Origin of the sequence: Altericroceibacterium spongiae (assembly GCF_003610805.1) — a bacterium.
Taxonomy (GTDB): Bacteria; Pseudomonadota; Alphaproteobacteria; order Sphingomonadales; family Sphingomonadaceae; genus Altericroceibacterium; species Altericroceibacterium spongiae.
The window spans coordinates 84131-104259 of record NZ_RAPF01000001.1 but is presented as its reverse complement, the minus strand read 5'-3'; the positions used below and the strand labels follow the sequence as shown (position 1 = coordinate 104259).

General features: G+C 59.1%; 15 protein-coding genes. 12 read left to right on the top strand and 3 right to left on the bottom strand.

Going from position 1 to position 20129, the window contains the following annotated elements; genetic code table 11:
• Positions 1 to 41: 41 nt before the first annotated feature.
• From D6851_RS00445 to D6851_RS00415, 7 genes are all read left to right on the top strand, one after another.
• Complete coding sequence (locus D6851_RS00445; protein WP_147395394.1) at positions 42 to 797, top strand: ImuA family protein; 756 nt, start codon at positions 42 to 44, stop codon at positions 795 to 797.
• Complete coding sequence (locus D6851_RS00440; RefSeq protein WP_238473870.1) at positions 703 to 2214, top strand: Y-family DNA polymerase; 1512 nt, start codon at positions 703 to 705, stop codon at positions 2212 to 2214. The genes D6851_RS00445 and D6851_RS00440 overlap by 95 nt, the downstream gene beginning before the upstream one ends.
• Positions 2211 to 5450, top strand: a complete 3240-nt coding sequence (locus D6851_RS00435; RefSeq protein WP_120322922.1) for an error-prone DNA polymerase — start codon at positions 2211 to 2213, stop codon at positions 5448 to 5450. The genes D6851_RS00440 and D6851_RS00435 overlap by 4 nt, the downstream gene beginning before the upstream one ends.
• A 42-nt stretch (positions 5451 to 5492) precedes the next feature.
• Entirely contained in the window at positions 5493 to 6494 is a 1002-nt protein-coding gene (locus D6851_RS00430; RefSeq protein ID WP_338014718.1) for a GAF domain-containing protein, read from the top strand.
• A gap of 145 nt (positions 6495 to 6639) precedes the next feature.
• Positions 6640 to 8163, top strand: coding sequence for an aldehyde dehydrogenase (gene adh, locus D6851_RS00425; RefSeq protein WP_183029923.1), 1524 nt, complete (start codon positions 6640 to 6642; stop codon positions 8161 to 8163).
• Between the two features lie 77 nt (positions 8164 to 8240).
• Positions 8241 to 9272: an alcohol dehydrogenase AdhP gene (adhP, locus tag D6851_RS00420; RefSeq protein WP_120322920.1), complete on the top strand. Its 1032-nt coding sequence runs from the start codon at positions 8241 to 8243 to the stop codon at positions 9270 to 9272.
• A gap of 54 nt (positions 9273 to 9326) precedes the next feature.
• Positions 9327 to 9719 carry a DUF779 domain-containing protein gene (locus D6851_RS00415; RefSeq protein ID WP_120322919.1) on the top strand — a complete coding sequence of 131 codons (393 nt, stop codon included), beginning with the start codon at positions 9327 to 9329 and terminating at the stop codon, positions 9717 to 9719.
• Positions 9720 to 9943: 224 nt separating this feature from the next.
• On the opposite strand, the gene D6851_RS00410 is transcribed toward D6851_RS00415, so the two are convergent.
• The 3 genes from D6851_RS00410 to D6851_RS00400 all read right to left on the bottom strand — a co-directional run bounded on the left by D6851_RS00410 (position 9944) and on the right by D6851_RS00400 (position 14063).
• On the bottom strand, positions 9944 to 11260 hold the full coding sequence (locus tag D6851_RS00410; RefSeq protein ID WP_120322918.1) for an MFS transporter: 1317 nt from the start codon (positions 11258 to 11260) through the stop codon (positions 9944 to 9946).
• A 97-nt stretch (positions 11261 to 11357) separates the two neighbouring features.
• Entirely contained in the window at positions 11358 to 13043 is a 1686-nt protein-coding gene (locus D6851_RS00405) for an alginate export family protein (protein WP_183029922.1), read from the bottom strand.
• 84 nt (positions 13044 to 13127) lie between these two features.
• Positions 13128 to 14063 (bottom strand): MBL fold metallo-hydrolase, encoded by a 936-nt coding sequence (locus D6851_RS00400; RefSeq protein WP_238473869.1) that lies wholly within the window; start codon positions 14061 to 14063, stop codon positions 13128 to 13130.
• A gap of 192 nt (positions 14064 to 14255) precedes the next feature.
• On the opposite strand from D6851_RS00400, the gene D6851_RS00395 reads away from it, so the two are divergent.
• From D6851_RS00395 to D6851_RS00375, 5 genes are all read left to right on the top strand, one after another.
• Positions 14256 to 14936, top strand: coding sequence for a TetR/AcrR family transcriptional regulator (locus D6851_RS00395; protein ID WP_120322915.1), 681 nt, complete (start codon positions 14256 to 14258; stop codon positions 14934 to 14936).
• A 306-nt stretch (positions 14937 to 15242) separates the two neighbouring features.
• Positions 15243 to 17567 carry a TonB-dependent hemoglobin/transferrin/lactoferrin family receptor gene (locus D6851_RS00390; protein WP_238473868.1) on the top strand — a complete coding sequence of 775 codons (2325 nt, stop codon included), beginning with the start codon at positions 15243 to 15245 and terminating at the stop codon, positions 17565 to 17567.
• 17 nt (positions 17568 to 17584) lie between these two features.
• The gene (locus tag D6851_RS00385) at positions 17585 to 18553 is read left to right on the top strand and encodes a DUF6607 family protein (protein WP_120322914.1); all 969 of its coding nucleotides are present in this window, start codon (positions 17585 to 17587) and stop codon (positions 18551 to 18553) included.
• Between the two features lie 167 nt (positions 18554 to 18720).
• On the top strand, positions 18721 to 19254 hold the full coding sequence (locus D6851_RS00380; protein WP_120322913.1) for a sigma-70 family RNA polymerase sigma factor: 534 nt from the start codon (positions 18721 to 18723) through the stop codon (positions 19252 to 19254).
• Positions 19244 to 19987: an anti-sigma factor gene (locus D6851_RS00375; protein ID WP_120322912.1), complete on the top strand. Its 744-nt coding sequence runs from the start codon at positions 19244 to 19246 to the stop codon at positions 19985 to 19987. Before D6851_RS00380 ends, D6851_RS00375 begins: the two co-directional genes overlap by 11 nt.
• Positions 19988 to 20129 lie beyond the last annotated feature (142 nt).

The following is a 20129-nucleotide window of genomic DNA, read 5'->3' as shown; positions in this document are numbered from 1 at the left end:
TCTCTTGCATCGGGAACAGATTGGAACATAATAGGAACATCGTGAGTGATTCGTCTGTTCTCTTCTCCTCTTCCTGCGGGAAGTCTGTCCCGTCCACGCCGCATGGGCGAACGGCTCTGGGTGTGGCGCAGGCTGATGAATGGCTGAATGGCGGGCTCCGGCGTGATGGTCTGCACGAATTTTTCGCCGCTACGCGTGACGATGGGGGAGCCGCCATGGCCATGGCTCTTCTGCTCGCTCACCTTTCGCGACAGGAAAATCGGCCCCTTATATGGCTGCGCCGGGGCATTACACTCAAAATGCAACCCTATGGACCGGGCCTCCATGATCTTGGCATCGATCCGAACAGCCTGATTTTGCTGCAATTACCCGATTGGGAAGCGCTTTTGCGAGCTTCCACCGATTGTGTGCGCCATGGCAGCGCAGCCGCTGTGATCCTGGAAATACAAGGGCACTGCCCGCTTTTCGACCTCACCGCTTCACGACGCCTGACACTGGCAGCAGAGCGAAGCGGAACCATGGTGCTCGTCACCCGTCATCAGGTGCAGCCTGTTCCCAGCAGTGCCCATACACGCTGGGAGGTAGCCGCCGCGCCTTCCATGCCGCTTCCTGCCAATGCCCCCGGCCTGCCGGTTTTCGACCTGCGTCTGCTGCGCCAGCGCGGCGGGCGGGACGGGCTTCATGTTCAACTGGAATGGGACCGTGAGCAAGCTGTTTTCCGAACGCCGCTATTGCGCAGTACATCTGCCTTTTCTGCCGGCAGAGCGGCGGATCAGCGCAGGCACCGCGCCGCCTGACGCCCCTTTCGTTCTGACCGAGAAAATCCGCGGTGCCCTGCGTATCGCAGCTTTATCTCCGGCCGCTCATACCCTGAGCCTGTCTTGTGGCATGATGCTGGCCGATGCACGGGCGCAGATCCCCGAATTACAGGCCTTTGCGCTGGACAGCCAGACCGATCACTTCTGGCTGACCCGGCTGGCCCTCGCCTGCGAGCTTTACACCCCTATGGTCACACTGGCCGATCCGCATAGTATCTTGCTGGATATGACCGGCTGTTTCCATACGCTCGGCATGAATGAAGCGGATCTGACAACCGATATCACGCATCGTCTGCAGCGTCGGGGGATGCAAACCCGCACAGCCTGGGGGGCCACACCCGATGCGGCACTGGCACTGGCGCTTTACCGCAGAAACCATCCGCATGAACTGCCGGTCGAAGCGCTGCAACTGGAGAGCGATACGCATGCCGCTTTGCGCCGGTCCGGACTAACCACACTGGGGGACCTTGCCAGCCGTCCACGCGCACCGCTTGCCGCTCGTTTTGGCACGGCTTTACCCACCCGCCTTGCCCGTTTGCTGGAAGAAGAAGACCCGCATATCACACCGCTGCGGATGCCGGCTCCAGTCTGGGTAGAGAAACGTTTTCCTGAACCGCTGGCATTGGTTGATACGCTGCTCGATGTCATCAGGGATCTGGCACAAGAATCTGAAATCACTCTGACCGAACGGGGACAGGGCGGACGGCGTTTTGCCGTCAGCCTGTTCCGCAGCGATGGCCATGTGGCGCAGCTTGGTGTGGACAGCGCCCTGCCCCTGCGTGATCCGGCGGCCATAACCGATCTGTTCCGGGAACGAATTGCCTCGCTGGCCGATCCGCTCGATCCCGGCTTCGGCTATGATATGATCCGCCTCGCCGTGCCGCATTGCGAGAAGCTGGAACAGGGTCAGCCTAAACTCACCGAACAGGCAGACCGGCCTGATCCACGCCCTTTGCTGAACCGGCTGGCTGTGCGTTTCGGAGCTGAGAGCATCCGCTCTTTTCGCCCCCGGAATGCCCATTTGCCCGAATATGCCGCCATGCTTGCGCCTCCCGACAGTGCCCCTGCACACTGGCCCGACCGCGTGCCGGACGAGCCTCCTTTGCGCCCGCTTTTCCTGTTCGATCCGCCTCAGCGCGTCACGGTGATGGCGCAGGTGCCCGATGGTCCGCCGCGCTTGTTCCAATGGCGTGGCAACACCTATCGCATCACCTTTTATGAAGGACCTGAACGGATTGCCTATCCCTGGTGGAAGCATCCGGAAGGGCACGGCCCGACACGCGATTATTACCGGGTTGAAGACACGACAGGTCACCGTTTCTGGCTCTTCCGCCACGGGCTCTATGGAAGCGAAACCGACCAGCCACACTGGTACCTTCACGGACAGTTCGCATGAACGGTCCGGATACCCGCTATGCCGAGTTGAGTGCTGCGAGCAATTTCTCCTTCCTGCGCGGTGCCAGTTCACCACAGGATATGGTGCGCACAGCCCGGATCCTTGGCCATTGCGGCATCGGCATTGCCGATCGCAACACAGTTGCAGGCGTTGTTCGTGCCCATGTCGCTATGCGTGAAATTCGTGAGAAATTTGAAGAAGAACAGGAAGGTGTTGAAACCGAAACAGCCCTGGATTTCAAACTGGCAGTCGGTGCCAGGCTCGTCTTTGCCGATGATACGCCCGATATTCTGGCCTACCCTGCCACACGCCATGGCTGGGGCCGCCTGACCCGTCTCCTCACCACCGGCAATATGCGCGCCGAAAAGGGCGACTGCATTCTGCATTGGACCGATCTGCTGCATTTCCATGAGGATTTGCACCTGATCGTCATTCCGCCAGCCGGCACGCAGATTCTGACCCGCCTTGCAGCACGCTTCAGCGGCCGTCTCTGGCTCGGCGCCACCATGCTACGGCAAGGGCGGGACGCTCGTCTGCTGGCCGGATTACAGGCCCAATCGGCTGCCACAGGCATTCCCCTGATTGCGCTTAACGATGCCCTCTACAGCTCTCCCGAAGCACGTCCCCTCCACGATATTCTGACCGCCATTCGCGAAAAGACCACAGTACAGGCGGCTGGACGCAAACTCCTTGCCAATGCCGAAAAGCACCTCAAACCTCCGCAGGAAATGGCCCGTCTGTTCGCCATGGCCCCCGAAGCCATCGCCGCGACGGAAGATTTTCTGTCCCGCATTCACTTCACGCTGGAGGATCTGCATTATGAATATCCGCATGAGCCCGTGCCACCCGGCTACACGCCGCAAGGCTGGCTGACCGAGCTGGTCTGGAGCACTGCGCAGGACCGCTGGCCCGAAGGCATTCCGGAAAAATTGCAGGAATTGCTGCATGACGAACTGGCGATTGTCGCCGACGCGCAATATGCGCCCTATTTCCTGACCGTGCATGATATAGTGCGCTTTGCCCAGAGCCAGAATATTCTGTGTCAGGGGCGCGGTTCGGCCGCAAATTCAGCGATTTGCTTTGTGCTCGGCATCACTGCGGTCAATCCGGCGCAGCACAATCTTCTGTTCTCCCGCTTCATTTCGCCCGAACGCAAGGAGCCGCCCGATATCGATGTCGATTTCGAGCATGAACGGCGCGAAGAAGTGATGCAGTATATCTATAAACGCTATGGCCGGGATCGCGCAGGGATAGTTGCCACAGTGATCCATTATCGTCCGCGCAGCGCCGTGCGCGAGGTCGGTAAAGCGCTGGGGCTGAGCGAGGATGTCACCGCAAGGCTGGCCAGCACGGTCTGGGGCAGTCATTCATCGAGCTATAACGAACAACGCAGCGCGGAAAGCGGGCTCGATCCGAGCAATCCCGAAATTGCCCGCGTCAACCATTTCACAGCCCGGATATTGCAGTTTCCGCGCCATCTTTCCCAGCATGTCGGCGGTTTCGTGCTGACACAGGACCGGCTCGACGAAACGGTCCCAATCCACAATGCCGCCATGGAGAATCGCACTTTCATCGAATGGGACAAGGACGATATCGACGCGCTCGGCCTGATGAAAGTGGATGTGCTGGCCCTCGGCATGCTTACGTGTATCCGCAAGGCCTTTCATCTGATCGATACCCATATCGGCAGACAATACCGTCTCGACAATGTGCCCGACCGGGCAGACGATGTGTTCGAAATGCTCCAGCGGGGTGACAGTATCGGCGTATTTCAGGTCGAAAGCCGCGCGCAGATGAACATGCTCCCCCGGCTCGGACCGAAAAATTTTTACGATCTGGCCATTCAGGTGGCCATCGTGCGCCCTGGCCCGATTCAGGGCGATATGGTACATCCCTATCTGCGTCGCAGACAGGGGGCCGAAACGGTCGATTTCCCGTCCCCTGCCCCGCCTCACGACCCTGAAGAGCTGCATAATGTTCTGGGCAAGACGCTGGGCGTGCCTCTGTTTCAGGAACAGGCGATGAAGCTGGCGATCATCGCCGCCGATTTCTCACCAGCCGAAGCCAATCGTCTGCGCCGTGCCATGGCGACATTCCGCAATCTCGGAACGATGGAAAACTTCGAAGACAAGCTGGTCGAAGGCATGGCCGCGCGCGGTTACGAAAGGGATTTCGCCTTGCGTTGTTTCCGCCAGATCGAAGGGTTCGGCAGCTATGGCTTTCCCGAAAGCCATGCTCTTGCCTTTGCCCGTCTCGTCTGGGTCTCGGCCTATATCAAATGTCGTTACCCGGCGGTTTTTGCCGCAGCGCTGCTCAATGCACAGCCGATGGGGTTCTATGCTCCGGCACAGATCATTCGCGATGCCCGCGAACATGGGGTGGAAGTGCGCAGGATCGATATCAATCACAGTTTCTGGGACAATGCACCGGAACGCCGGCACGATGGCAGTCTCTCCCTGCGGCTCGGTTTTCGGCAGATTGGCGGCTTCAAGGAAAGCTGGGCAGACAATATCGAGCGAACGCGCCCTTTCGACAGTGTCGAGCAGCTGGCCCGCAAGGCCGGACTGCCTCAGCGGGCCTTGCGTCTGCTAGCCGATGGCGATGCGTTCGATTCCATCGGTCTCGAACGGCGCGAAGCCTTATGGGAAGCCCGCCGCACTCCGCCGGATGAATTACCGCTTTTCGCAGCGGCCAGAGCACGCGAGCTGGGAGAAGAGCCGGCCGCCGGGCTTCCCGCCATGTCACTTTCCGAACAGGTCGTGGCCGATTATCAAACCTTTCGTCTGTCGCTAAAAGCCCATCCCATGTCTTTCCTGCGCCCTGTTTTCGACCGCGAAGGGATCTCTCCCTGCGCGGCACTGACCAAAGGCAGGAATGAGCAGAAAGTAAAAGTGGCCGGCGTGGTTCTGGTCAGGCAGCGGCCCGGCAAGGGCAATGCGATTTTCATAACGCTGGAAGATGAAGGCGGAATCGCCAATATCGTTATCTGGGCACGCCTGTTCGAACGGTTCCGTCGTGAAGTCATGGCCGCAAGGCTAATGCTGGTAGAAGGCACATTACAGGTCAGTAAAGAAGGCGTGACGCATGTCATGGCCACCCATATTCACGACCGGACAGCCGAATTAAACCGCCTGTCCCATCAGCAGGACAGCCCGTCTCAAAACCATGCCGCCAACGCATCGCATCGTCATCCGCGTAATGTCCGCATATTACCCAATTCCCGAGATTTTCACTGATCTGGTTTCAACGCAACCGCCTGCCCTGTTTCATCAATCAATTTGACAGACGATATTCGCTGGACCAATCTCCTGTCCGGGAAAGAGGATGCCATGGCAGATCAGCATCATTCAGAAACCGTATTACAAACCGTGCAATCGCCAAGCAGCGCGGCAATATCGCATGTCGCGGCCTCATGGTGCCGCTCCGCTCTGCATCATGGGCTCGATCCGGATCAGCTCAATATTCCTGAGCGAATCGATGCTCCCGCATTGACCGCTCTGCGCCAGAAACACGAAATGCTGCTGGCCGCGGCCAATCCGGTGCTCGATCAGATGTTCCGTTCGGTCGGACGATCGGGCTGCGGTGTCGTTTTCAGCGATGCCGAAGGCACTATTATGGAACGGCGCACCAGCGCGGGAGATGAAGGCGACTTCTCCCATATCGGCCTTGCCGAAGGCGCGCGCTGGAGCGAAGCACAGGAAGGCACCAACGGTATCGGCACCTGCCTGTATGAAGATAAGCCGGTTGTCATTCACCGCGATCAGCATTTTGCCAGCCGCAATATCGGGATCAGTTGCATGGATGCGCCTGTGCATGATCCACATGGAAAGCTAATTGCCGCTCTCGACATCTCAAGTTGCCGCAGCGATCACGGCCCTGCCATGGTCGAAATGATTGCCGCTCTCGTGCGCGATGCCGCCCAGCGGATCGAACGCGATTATTTCTGCCGCCATTTTGCAGATAACCGCATTGTCCTTCTGAAAGAGGATGAAGCCCATGGCGCAGCCCTGCTGGCGACCGACCGGGACGATCTGGTGATCGGTGCCAGCCGCGCCGCCCGTTTGCATCTCGGGCTCGATGACAAGGCGCTGTCCGAACAACGTCCGCTCGAACAGATACTGGGCACCGGACAGCCTCCGTCATTCGAAGACGGAGACCGCACCGTTCTGCGCCGTGCTCTTGCCCAGGCAGGCGGCAATGCCAGCGAAGCAGCCAGGCTGCTCGGCATCGGCCGGGCGACCCTGTACCGCCGCATGAATCGCGCAGGTGTACGACACTGACATCCCATTTTGTACAATCTGTCTCGCTAGTGAGACAGATGCCTGATAGCTTGACCGGCGGGGTTCTTCCCCCGCCAGATCTGCCCTCCTAGCTTGCTCTTCCGACGCCGGAACCGGCGCTTGAATTATGGAAGAGGACAGAAGAATGGACATGATCGTTCAGGAACGGTCGCAGGCTCTCAAAGCCCCGTTCAAATCGCGTTATGAAAATTTCATCGGCGGTGAATGGAAGGCGCCCCAGGCAGGCCGTTATTTCGAAAATATTTCCCCCATTACCGGCCAATCTGTGGGTGAAATCGCAAGGTCCGATGCGGCCGATGTCGAAGCCGCGCTCGATGCAGCCCATGCCGCGAAGGATAAATGGGGCACGATGTCGGTTACCGAAAGGGCGCTGATCCTCAGCCGGATCGCGGACCGGATGGAAGATAATCTCGAATTGCTGGCAACCGCCGAGACATGGGATAACGGCAAACCGATCCGTGAAACCATGGCGGCAGACCTGCCGCTCGCCATCGACCATTTCCGCTATTTTGCCGGTGTGATCCGCGCGCAGGAAGGTTCGATAGGAGAAATAGACCATGATACGGTCGCCTATCATTTTCACGAACCGCTCGGCGTTGTCGGGCAGATTATTCCATGGAATTTCCCGCTCCTGATGGCCTGCTGGAAGCTTGCTCCGGCACTGGCGGCAGGCAATTGCATCGTGCTCAAACCCGCCGAGCAGACACCCGCCTCTATTCTGGTTCTGGCCGAACTGATCGGCGATCTTCTGCCTCCCGGCGTGCTCAACATCATCAATGGTTTCGGAATCGAAGCAGGCAAACCGCTCGCTTCTTCAAGCCGGATCGCCAAAATTGCCTTTACCGGCGAAACCACTACCGGCCGCCTCATCATGCAATATGCGGCGGAAAACCTCATTCCGGTCACGTTGGAACTGGGTGGCAAATCGCCCAATATCTTTTTCGAAGACGTCACGCGAGAGGATGACGACTTTTTCGACAAAGCTATCGAAGGCTTCGTGATGTTCGCTCTCAATCAGGGTGAAGTATGCACCTGCCCGAGCCGCGCGCTGATTCATGAAAATATTTATGACCGCTTTATGGAACGGGCTCTGAAACGGGTTGAATCCATCGTTCAGGGCAATCCGCTGGACAGTGCCACGATGATCGGGGCGCAGGCTTCTTCAGAACAGCGTGACAAGATCCTCTCTTATATCGATATCGGCAAACAGGAAGGCGCCGAGTTGCTGACGGGCGGAGAAGCATGCGACCTGGGCGGTGCATTGTCGGGTGGCTATTATGTCAAGCCGACCGTCTTCAAAGGGCATAATAAGATGCGGATTTTCCAGGAGGAAATCTTCGGCCCGGTCCTGTCGGTCACCACTTTCAAAGACAGCGATGAAGCACTCTCCATCGCCAATGATACGCTCTATGGCCTGGGCGCCGGCGTGTGGAGCCGGGACGCCAATACCTGTTATCGTTTCGGCCGCGCTATCAAGGCGGGCCGCGTATGGACAAATTGTTATCACGCCTATCCGGCCCATGCGGCTTTCGGCGGATACAAGCAGTCGGGCATCGGTCGCGAAAACCATAAGATGATGCTGGAGCACTATCAGCAGACCAAGAATATGCTGGTCAGCTACAGCCCGAAGAAGCTGGGCTTCTTCTGATTTGATCTGATGCAAAGCAGGATGGTGCAAAGGCCGCCATCCTGTTCTCCCCCCAATTTTGCAGGAAGGAACTCCCCATGGCGAAAACTATGAAAGCTGCCGTTGTTCGTGAATTCGGCAAGCCACTGACCATTGACGAAGTACCGGTGCCCGAAGTCGGCCCCGGCCAGATTCAGGTTGCAATTCAGGCCTCCGGCGTGTGCCACACCGACCTTCACGCTGCCGAAGGGGACTGGCCGGTCAAACCGAACCCGCCCTTCATTCCGGGCCATGAAGGTGTCGGCTATGTGTCGGCCGTGGGGGCCGGGGTGACGCATGTAAAGGAAGGTGACCGGGTTGGTGTGCCCTGGCTCTATACCGCTTGCGGCCATTGCGTGCATTGCCTCGGCGGCTGGGAAACATTGTGCGAAGCACAGGAAAATACCGGCTATTCGGTCAATGGCGGCTTTGCCGATTATGTGATCGCCGATCCGAACTATGTCGGCCATATCCCTGATAATGTGGACTTTATGGAAATTGCTCCGGTTCTGTGTGCGGGTGTGACGGTCTATAAGGGCCTCAAAATGACCGACACCAAGCCGGGCGATTTCGTTGCCATTTCAGGGATTGGCGGGCTCGGCCATATGGCGGTGCAATATGCCAAGGCGATGGGCCTCAATGTCGCAGCGATCGATATCGATGATGACAAGCTGGACCTTGCCAGACGGCTCGGCGCCACGGTTACCGTGAATGCGCTGAACGAAGATCCGGCCACCGTTATCAAGCGCGAAACCGGGGGCGGTGTGAACGGTGTGCTGGTCACCGCAGTCAGCGAAAAGGCTTTTGCCCAGGCTGTCGGGGTAACGGCCAGAGGGGGTACTGTAGCGCTAAATGGTCTGCCGCCGGGCGATTTCCCGCTCAATATTTTCGGCATGGTGCTGAACGGCATTACGGTGCGCGGATCGATTGTCGGAACCCGGCTGGATCTGCAGGAATCGCTCGATTTCGCAGCCGACGGCAAGGTGAAAGCGACCATCGAAAAAGGCAAGCTGGAAGACATCAACACGGTGTTCGAGCGGATGCATAAGGGCCAGATCGAGGGCCGTATCGTGCTCGATATGGCCGATTGAACGGGGCCTCACAAGCACCGAACAGGGCCATAAAACCCTCAAGGAGGACCTGAGATGACCGCCGAGGTGGCAAAAGTGGATCGCGTGACCGCCACCCCTGCGGCGCTCGCCTTTATCGCCGAATTGCAAGCCGAACACGGCCCGATCCTGTTTCACCAGTCGGGCGGCTGCTGCGACGGTTCTTCTCCCATGTGCTATGCCGAGGGGGACTTTCGCATCGGCGGGTCGGACACGCTTCTCGGCGAAGTCGGCGGCGCCCCCGTCTATATCGGCAAGGCACAGGGCGAAGCCTGGGCCCATACCCAGCTCATCCTCGATGTCGTACCGGGACGCGGCGGCATGTTCAGCCTCGATAATGGCCGGGAAAAACGCTTCCTGTCACGCGGGCGCGTTTTCTCGGCAGACGAGCTGGCGGCGCTGGATCGTTCAATGCCCCGAACGACCTAGCCCGCCGGAGGCACCATGCCGGGCCACCATGCGGGAATTCTCTCCACCGCATGGGACCCGCCCCCCAAACGGGCCGGCATGACGTGCCTCGACAACGATCCGGGCGGGCGAGCCTGTGCCTGTGGCCTGCCCCGCCCGGATCGTTGTTCATCTCCGCTCTCTTTCCGCCATAAGAAAACCCCGGTTCCGCTGTCGGAACCGGGGTTTTTATCAGCAGCTACAGATCAGACCGCAGCCTGTGTTTCGCGTGGCGGCTTCAGCCAGAGCAGCGCGAAGGCCGCAATGATCGAGCCAAGCCCCATCAGGAAAGCAACCAGCCCCAGCGATCCGCCGGCGGCGAACATCAGCCCGGCCACAATCGGTCCGAGTGCCGCACCTCCGCGACCGATCCCGATCACGAAACCGGTGCCGCCGCCGCGCAGCTTGGTCGGGAAAGCCGCGGCGATCAGCGCATAGAGGCCAACCACACCGGCATTGGTGCAGAAACCGGCCACGGCAGCAATCGTCGAAAGCCCCTTCAGATCGGGCTGCCCCTGCCCGAAATAGGTCACCATGATGGTCGAAAGCACCAGAGCACCGATCACCAGCCAGCGCACGCTCATACGCCGGGTGAGAACGCTGAGCACCAGCGAGCCGAACAGGCCGCCAACATTGGCCCAGACCAGCACGCCGCCCGCCGTGGACGGTTCGTAACCCATATCCACCACGATCTTCGGCACCCATTTGAGGATGAAATAGAAGGTCATGATATGGCAAAAATAGGCAACGGTCAGCAGCAGCGTGGTGCCGCGCAAACCGGGCGCGAACAGCTTACCGAGCGAAATGCCCGAAGTCTGATCTTTTTCGAGCACCGGCAAGGCACTGGCCGCTCTGTGCCCCATCCGCTTGAGCGTACGGTTCACGCGTTCGAGCGAATTGGGCGCCTGACGACCGATTTCGAAGCTGATCGATTCCGGCAGAAAAATCAGCACCAGCGGAATGAACACCGCGGTGACGATGGCGCCGAAAACGAAAATATCGCGCCAGCCGCCGGTTTCCAGCAGGCCCGATGCGATCGAACCGCCGACAATCGCCCCGAAAGGATAGCCCGCCGCCATGATGATGACCGCCAGTGCCTGATTCTTGCGGTTGGACAGTTCGGCCACCATGGCATTGGTACAGGCCAGCATCCCGCCGATACCCAGCCCCGTCAGCAGGCGGATGACGGACAATACGGGTATGGAGTTGGCGAGCGGTACCAGCCCCATTCCCCCGGCCATCGCCACCAGGCACAGCAGAATGGTCGGGCGCCGCCCGATCTTGTCCGCCACCGTGCCGAGGAAGATCGAGCCGACGGCCATGCCGATCAGTTCCATCGACAACACGAAACCCAGCGCCGCGCGGTCAATGCCCCATTCCGAAGCAATGCCCGGTGATGCAAAACTGATCGCCAGCACATCGAAACCATCCAGCGCATTCAGCAAAATGCACAGGGTCACAGCAACGATCTGCAACCACTTCATGGGCTCTTCAGCCAGTATTTCTCTTGGGTCCTTTGCCATAACGTCCTCTCGTCCCCCTTTTCTCTTCAGACTTTCACTTTTCTTACGACGTCATCGGACTGTTCGAACAAGCCGTCTGCCATCGAAAATGTCCGGCTCAGAAGCGCAGATGAAGCTCCGTCGCTGCATATATTTCATCTTTGAAGCCGGCCCGGTCCAGGACCTTGCCCGCCGCAACATATTCGACCTGCTGCACGACCGATACGTTCTGATTGATCGTCCAGCGCATACGGGCGCGATAGATCTGCATCGCTTCCTTGCCCTTCACATTCTCGGTACCCGCATAAGGTTCGAAGCTCGTGCGATAGAGCGGTTCGTTCTCATCCCGGCGCCAGTAAAAACCGGCTTCCGCGAAAATATTCACATTCTTGACCGGGTTGAACGTTATGTTCGGCCCCAGCTTGGCGAGGTTGATACCGGTCAGCGTGTTGATCTCGGTGAAGAGAATATTGGCCCCGTTGATCGGGTTAAAGGAATGGATCGGCCCGGTCTGGGTGTAATAACCGCCGCCAGAAGCGATTTCGGCATGCAGACCGATCCGCGGCGCATCGCGGCCCGAAGCCAGAGCGAGGCTCTGCTCGGCGCTGATCGTATAGGCATCGACCGGGCGCCCTGCAAAATCGCCGTCTTGCTGGATTGCGCTCCAGTCAAACTGGAACCGTCCGACATGGCCCCATAGACGCGCGCCGTAGGTTTCACGCCGGTCCCGTCCGCTCACCAGGCCGATCGTGTGATCCTTATCGAGATAATGGAAAAAGAACGGGTCGAAAAATACCTGCGAATCCTGCCCCGCCACATCGCCATTGGCGACCACGAAGCTAGTATTCACCCCGCTAAGCGAGACATCCGTATCCACCCCGTCGCCCAGCACGCTGGTATCATCCTCCGATCCGTAAAGGGCAAAAGCGGAAAAGCGGAATTTGTCCCACTGGCTCCACAGACGCACGCCGTTCATGCTGAGCGGAACGTTCGGACCTTCGCGGGTCGAAAGGATCACGCGCGAACCGTCATAGAATTGCTGCCGGCCGATCATCACACCGGCCTTGCCTCCTCCGGCCACCGGAAAACGCGCTTCGGCGAAAAGCTGCTGAAGGTTCAGATTGTCCTCATGAACCCCGATATGCGCTTCCTGATTGCGGCCGAATGTCTCCATATTGCCGATTTCGGCATAGACCCGGAAATTTTCGTTCAGATGAGCATCGGCACCGAACATCGTCCGGGTCTGAATTTCGTGCCGGTCGCGGGAGCGCGCCTCGTCCATATAGGGGCGTGAGGAATAGACATAACGGATCCGCTCATAGCCATTCAGCGTAAGATAGGCGCCGTCTCCGGTTCCCAGAGGAATATATTTAAGATTGCGCAAAGGCACATCTTCGGCCTTGGGATCGGCAAGATAGCTCCAGTCTTCGGCATAGCGGATCATATAGAAATTGCGGCCGGTTTTCGGCCCCCAGCCCTGTCCTTCGACCGGATAGGGTCCGGGCGGCGTACCGATATTACGCGGCGCGGTATCGTCTACCACACCGGCTTCCGGTTCGCGGGTGATAGAGGGCGCTTTCGCTTCCTGTTCCTGTGCGGTACTATCCGTTTCCTGCACCGAAGCAGGCGTCGTCACCAGAGGATCGACGGGGGAATCCCCGGAGGCAGATCCGCGAATATCGGGTGTAGCGAGATTATCTGCGCCGGAAGCGGGTGTGTTACTTTGAGCAAAAGCGGGCATGGCGACAGAGACGGCCAGAATACAGCATCCTGCACGTCCCCATCTTGGGAGACTTGTTGTCATTAAAAGCATCCTGATTTTTCAGGCCTGATTTTTTGGGACCTGATTTTATTGGGGGAGAGCCCGAAGGGGGTTGAAGAAAGTGCTTCAGGAAAGGGGGATTTCCTGAAGATCATGCCCGGCGATAATTTCGCCCTGAAAGTGCCGGGCAGCACCTTCACGCCACATATCATCCGTGATCCAGTCCATATCACCCGGGACGAAATGGCTGAGGACGAGGGTCTTCACACCGGCCATGGCCGCGATCTGACCCACCTGCCCGGTGGTGCTATGCGCATTCATGATATGCGCCCGAAACGCCTCACCGCCGCGGGCACGCTTGGTCAGAGCATCGACACCGGGCTCATAAAGCACTTCATGAACCAGAATATCCGCACCTTTGGCGAAATCGGCCAGCGGTGGATAGAAGCTGGTATCTCCCGAATAGACCACGCTGCCATAGGGTGTATCGAAGCGATAGGCGAAGTTCTGCAAAGGTTTATGCGGGGTCGGCAAAGCGGAAACCGTCACCTTGTCATCCTGCATCACCTGGCGCTTTTCGAAAGCCATATCGTGACCGTGCAATAAGGGGCGCGGGTCCACACGGCCTTCATCGGCTATACGCGTTTCGATATCGATGCGGTTGAGTGCCCAGTAATCGCGGACCATATCCTCGATCCCGACCGGACCATAGACATCGACCGGTTTGGTGAAAGAATTGGTAACCCAGCTATTATAGACGAAGTTACCGAGCTCCAGCTCGTGATCCGAATGCATATGCGAGATGAAAATCGCGCGCAGCTTGCGGAAATCGAGCCCGGCTTTCACGAACTGGGCGGAAACACCCATGCCCGTATCGATCACATAGACGGCATCGTCCACCACCAGCGCATTGGCCGGATTGGACCGCGAACCACCCACACGGGGACCACCCTTGGTGCCAAGCAGCACCAGCCTGGCTCCGCTGTCTGACGCCGCAGCAGCCTTGTCCTGCGCCAGCAAACTCTGGGGAAACACACTGGCAGCGCCGGCCGCCAGTCCCATTTGCATTACTCTTCTTCGGCACACAGGGAGTGCGCCGGAAAACGTGTCCTGACTCACGTATCCTCTCTCCTGTTATCGTTATTGGCAGCATGCCTATTGGCCGTCTGCCACGGATGTCAATAAGAATCCGAATACGGTTCTGTTTCATTTTCCCGGTTGATTGACTATGCCTGCTGCGCCAGACCGTTGTTCATGAAAGATACATGGGAGAGTGAGGGAAGCTGGGAGGAGGATCTGGCGGCCGCCGGTGTGGCTCCGACTCGGCAGAGACGCAGTCGCGAGATGCGTGACCGGTTAATCGGTACGTCGCTCGAAATTGCGCGAAGAATACCTTTCGAACAGATCAGTGTGCTTGACTTATGCCAGGCCACCGGCTGCTCGACAGGTGCTTTTTATGCGCGCTTCCCCGATAAGAACACGCTGTTTCGCGCCGTGATGGTGGCCTCTGCGGCGCAATCCGGCCCGTTGCTCGAAAAGCTTGTCAGAGAAGCACCTTTCGATCGAATTCTACCGATTCTGATCGAAGCACAGGTACGACGGTTTCGCGAACATGAGGATTTTTACCGCGCTGTCCTGCGGGTCAGTCTGGAATGCAGCGATGCCTGGACCCCGTTCCGGCGCAATGGCCAGCGTCTGGGGCAGGTCTATCTGGACCGGTTGCGGGGCGAACCGCATATAGATCCGGCGCGGATCAGCGAAAAGCATGTCCGCTTCGCCTTTCAGAGCATGTATGCCATGCTCAACAGCTCGGTGATGAACCGCCCCGGCCCGTTCGATATCGACAGCCCGGAATTTCCCCGTCTTATGGAAGAATCCATGAGCATGATGATCGGCTGCCTGCCCGAAAGTGCTTTGCCCGCCGCCAGGAACTGACCGTTCCGTATATTGCGGCGGGCGCTTTTCATCACGGAATGTCCGGCTCTTCCGGACGGCTCAAACGTGCCCGTTTCCGAGCCACCCCGCCCCCTTCGAACAGGCGTAAACCGGCCTTCGCACATTAGTGCCGGATGGATGCGCGGAGTGGCCAGCTCCATGCTCGCAGCTTCCCCTGTCGCTTTCCTGCCCCGCCCCTTCCCACCACGCCTCCACCGGTTTCCACTGAGACGACTTGACGCTTTGCCTCTTCCCGGTAATTACGCTATTACGAATCATTCTCATTACCAATAAGGGGCACGCATCATGCAGCAGGGCACCGCGCCTGCGGTTCACCATATGCCGAACGGAATTTCGCACCGGGCACACCGGGATAGCGACAAGAGACTGCGCCGGTTGTGCAGGACGGCACTGGCCCGGTCGGGTTCCATCATTGCGCTTACCGCTCTGGCCCTGCCCGCCACCGCGCAGGCACAGGGCAATGACGGGCTCTACTGGGCCGACCGGCTGTCTTCGATCACGGTCTCGGCCACGCGCGTTCCGGTCGATATTGCCGATGCGCCCGCCACCATCACGGTCATCACCGATGAGGATATTGCCGATACGATGGCGACCGATATCAAGGATCTGGTCCGCTTCGAACCGGGTGTGTCGGTCCGCCGGGCTCCCGCTCGTTTCGGCGCCGCCATGGGGGCCACCGGCCGGGCGCAGAATGAAGGTTTCACCATTCGCGGGATCGGCGGCAATCGCGTTCTGATTCAGGTAGATGGCATCCGCACTCCGCAGGGCTTTTCCTTCGGCGCACAGGATGCCGGGCGCGGCGGTTATACCGATATCGGGCTGGTCAAGAAGGTCGAAATTCTGCGCGGCCCCGCTTCCGCGCTCTATGGCAGCGATGGCCTGGCCGGCGTGGTCAGCTTCACCACGTCGGACCCGGAGGATCTGTTGCAGGACGGTGCCGATATCGGCGGATTCGGCCGCGCCCAATACGCCTCGGCCGACGATGAATTTGCCGAGACTGCGGGCCTTGCCGGACGGTCGGGCAATCTGTCCGCCATGATCGCCTATACGCGGCGCGATTTCGGAGAGCTGAAAAATCGCGGTTCGGTCGGCGGAACCGGGGAAGAACGGACGAAACCCAACCCGCAGGATGGCCAGTCCGATGCCGTGCTGGGTAAGCTGGTATGGAACAATAACGGCCACCGCCTCGCCCTCACCGGCGAATATCTGCGCAGCAAGCTCGACAGCCATGTGCTGAGCGGCGAAGGTCTCGCTTATCTTTACGGCGCCGATCCGAGCTGGAATGTGGACAATCTCGCCGCCAGCGACAAAACCGAGCGCAAACGCCTGTCGCTCGACTGGAGCTGGAACGGCGAAGGGCTGATCGATTACGCCCATATTGCCGGTTACTGGCAGGATGGCGAAGATGTGCAGTTCAGCGATGAAGATCGCTCCGCTGCGGTCGAAGGGGGCCCCGATATACCCGATCGCGAAAGACTCAATACATTCGAAAATCGTGTATGGGGTGCGACGGCCGAAGCCCGCAGCGGCTTTTCCACCGGCCCCGTCGCTCATCGCCTCGCTCTGGGCGGCGATATAAGCTGGACCACGCAGGAAGGCGTGCGTGACGGGGTGGAACCCCCGTCCGGCGAAACATTCCCGACCAGCGCTTTTCCCAAAACCGACTTTATGCAGGGCGGCATCTTCCTGGCCGACGAGCTGAGCTTTGCCGATGGCATCTTCACGCTTTACCCGGCGCTGCGCCTCGATTTCTACGATCTCGATCCCGATAACGATCCGCTCTATCCCGGTTCCGATCAGGCAGGGCAAAGCGATTCCCGCCTGTCTCCGAAAATCGGTGCGGTGGTGAAGGCAACGGATTCGATCCGCCTGTTCGCCAATTATGCGCAGGGTTTCCGCGCACCGACACCCAATCAGGTCAACAATTTCTTCGGCAATCTCGCTTTCGGTTATATTTCCGCCCCCAATCCCGATCTCGGGCCGGAACGCAGCGAAAGCTATGAAGGCGGGGTCCGCTTTGCCGGCAAGAATGTCGGCTTCTCGATCACCGGCTTCCATGCCGATTACAAAGACTTCATCGAGCAGCAGGTGGTCTCCGGCTCCTTCCTGCCGAGCGATCCGGCGATCTATCAATATGTCAATCTGGGCCGGGTGAAAATCGACGGAATCGAGGCCAAGGCCGATTTCCGCACCGCCTCCGGAATCACCGGACGTTTCGCCATCGCCTATGCCGACGGAAATGAAATTCTCGAGGAAGGGGAAAAAGCCCCGCTCCAGTCGGTCGATCCGCTCAATATGGTTGCGGGGATCGGTTATCATGCTCCCTCGGGCCGCTTCGGCGGCGACCTGATCGCCACCCATCACTGGCGAAAGCGGGCGAAAGATGCGGCCCCCGATGCCTATCGCCCGGATGATTTCACCATTCTCGATGCCACCGCCTTTTTCCGGGTGACCGACGCGCTGACCCTGCGCGGCGGCGTGTTCAACATCACCAATGAAACCTATTCCTATTGGAGCGATGTACGCGGCCTCGGCAATGAATCCGATATTACAGAAGCTTACACACGGCCCGGCCGCAATGCGAGCGTCTCGCTCAGCGTCCGGTTCTGACAAAAGGGGAGTGACCGATGAAACGATGGACCCAATGGATCGGCGCCGGATTGCTGGCGCTGGCCTGCACAAGCGCGCCCGCTCTTGCCGACGGCCCGGTGCCCGAACGCAGCGCGGCTGAGGAAAAGGCAGCCTTCGAACAGGATCGCGCCGATATTCTCGCCATGGCAGGCGATTACAAAGTGCGCTTCGACATGCAGGAATCGACCCCCTGGAAGCAGGGATATACGCCGCTCGATGCCAAGGTTTCAGGCGGGCATGAAAGCGTCCGCGTGGTCGAGGATACGGGCCGCAAGATCATCCTTCAGCACCTGCTGGTGGCCGAACATGGCGGCACCACCTTCGTCATCAAACACTGGCGGCAGGACTGGGAATATGAGCCCGACCGCATTCTTGCCTATACCGGCCCGAATAGCTGGAAATGGGAAGAGGTGCCCGAAGCCTTCCGCCAGGGCCGCTGGTCGCAAACCGTCTATCAGGTGGATGACAGCCCGCGCTATGCCGGCTGGGGCCGGTGGGAAACGGTGGGCGGTGTGCGCCGCTGGCGTTCAAGCTGGACCTGGCGTCCGCTCGCCCGCCGCGACGCGGTTCGCCACCCTGTCTATGACCGCTATCTGGCGATCAACCGCCACCAGCCGACACCCGATGGCTGGATTCACTGGCAAGACAATATGAAAATGGACGGTGAAGATACGCCGATCGTACAGGAATATGTCCTCAACACCTATACCCGCTCCAGCGACTATCCCACCGAAGCAGCCGACCATTACTGGAAGGCTACCAGTGATTACTGGGCCGCGATCCGCGCCGAATGGGATCGGGTGGCGGAAGCCAATGGCGGTATCACCATCGAGGAAGAAGCCGAAACGGGGACCGTCATCAGCGCAAGGCTGCTCGAAATGGGCAGTGCTATCGAAGCCGGTGATCTTTCCACCGAAAAAGCCATTGCGGAAGGCGTCCGTCTGATCCGTGAGCATACGAGCTAGGGACCGCCCCCTGTTCGCTCCAAATGTAAGCAAGGCACGGGGGAGCTGTGCGCAGCATGGATTCCCCCGCCCTTCCCCTCCGGCTGCGGCATTCTGTACCTTTGCGAAAACAGCCATTCGGCGGTAACGGGATGGAATAATATTCCCCTGTCGAGCGTAATGGCCATATGTCTTCTTTCCTGTCTCAGGATATCCAGTCCGATCTCGTCGCGCTGCGCCGCTATGCGCGCTCGCTGACGCGTGACGATCAGGTGGCGGATGATGTAGTGCAGGAAGCGCTGGTCCGGGCAATAGAAAAGCAGTCCTCTTTCCGTATCGGCTCTTCGGTCAGAAGCTGGATGTTCGGCATTATTCACAATGTCTATATTTCGATGCAGCGGACCCGAAAGGCCGAAGACCGGCGCGATGAACGCTTCGCTCAGACGCTGACCGAACAGGCCGAACCCGAGCAGGAACAGGCCGCTATTCTGGGCCAGATTGCCCGGTCTTTCGCCGCATTGCCCGACCGGCAACGCGAAGTGCTGCATCTGGTGGCGGTGGAAGGGCTGAGCTATCGCGAGGCCAGCGAAGCGCTCGACATTCCTATCGGCACGGTGATGTCTCGCCTCAACCGTGCGCGCACCGCCTTGCGTCTTGCAACAGAAGAACCCGATAATATGCATGAGCGCCTCAGGATCGTGGGTGGCAAGGATGAAAACTGACCATCTCTCCGATATCGACATGGCCGCCTATATTGACGGCGAACTGGATATGCGGAGCCGTTTCAGGCTCGAAGACCGCCTTTCCCGGCATCCCGAACTGGCGGCGGCCGTCATGGCCGAATTGCGCAACCGCTCTGCCTTGCAGCTTATCACCGCACCAAAAGACGATTGCTGCCCCGCCGGCTGGCACGGTCTGGCCCGGAAAATTCACCATTCTCATGGAGATGGCCCGCGCCGCAAACGCCCCTGGAAGAGTGTCGGCTTCGGCATGACTGCCATGGCAGCAGCGATTATTTTCGTATCGGGCTGGAAAACGTCGCCCCCGCCCTATGTTTTCGACGCAGCCGAATCCCATCGCACCGCCATGCTGCGCGCCAATATGGCGTCACAGGTGGAAAGCCCGCAATTCGATGCCGGCGAAATCCTCAAACGGACACGGATCGCCATGCCGGTGCTCCCGGCCGACTGGCGGATCACCGATGTTCAGCTCTTCCCCGCAGAACGCGGCCCGGCATTGCTGATAGCGGTGCGCACCGCGAATAACCTGCCGCTTTCCATCTTTGCCGTGCGCGAAGCCAGCGAAGCGCCCGAAAGACCCGATGCCGTACGCGAAGGCACGCAATCGGTCGCCTTCTGGCGCCGCGGGCCAATATCCTATGCCCTGACGGGTGAGGAAGATCCCACACTGATAGACGCGCAGGCGGAAAAACTCGCCAATATGTGGAAGTCCTGAGGCTTCCCTTCCTTCGGCTCAGGCCCGTTATCGGCACCTTTGAAGTTTGCAGAAAAATGGCTCAGCGCAAGACGGAAAGGCACGGGACTATGATAATATTTCACCGCTTTTCGACGCAGCGAGGGGTCATTTTTGTCGCATC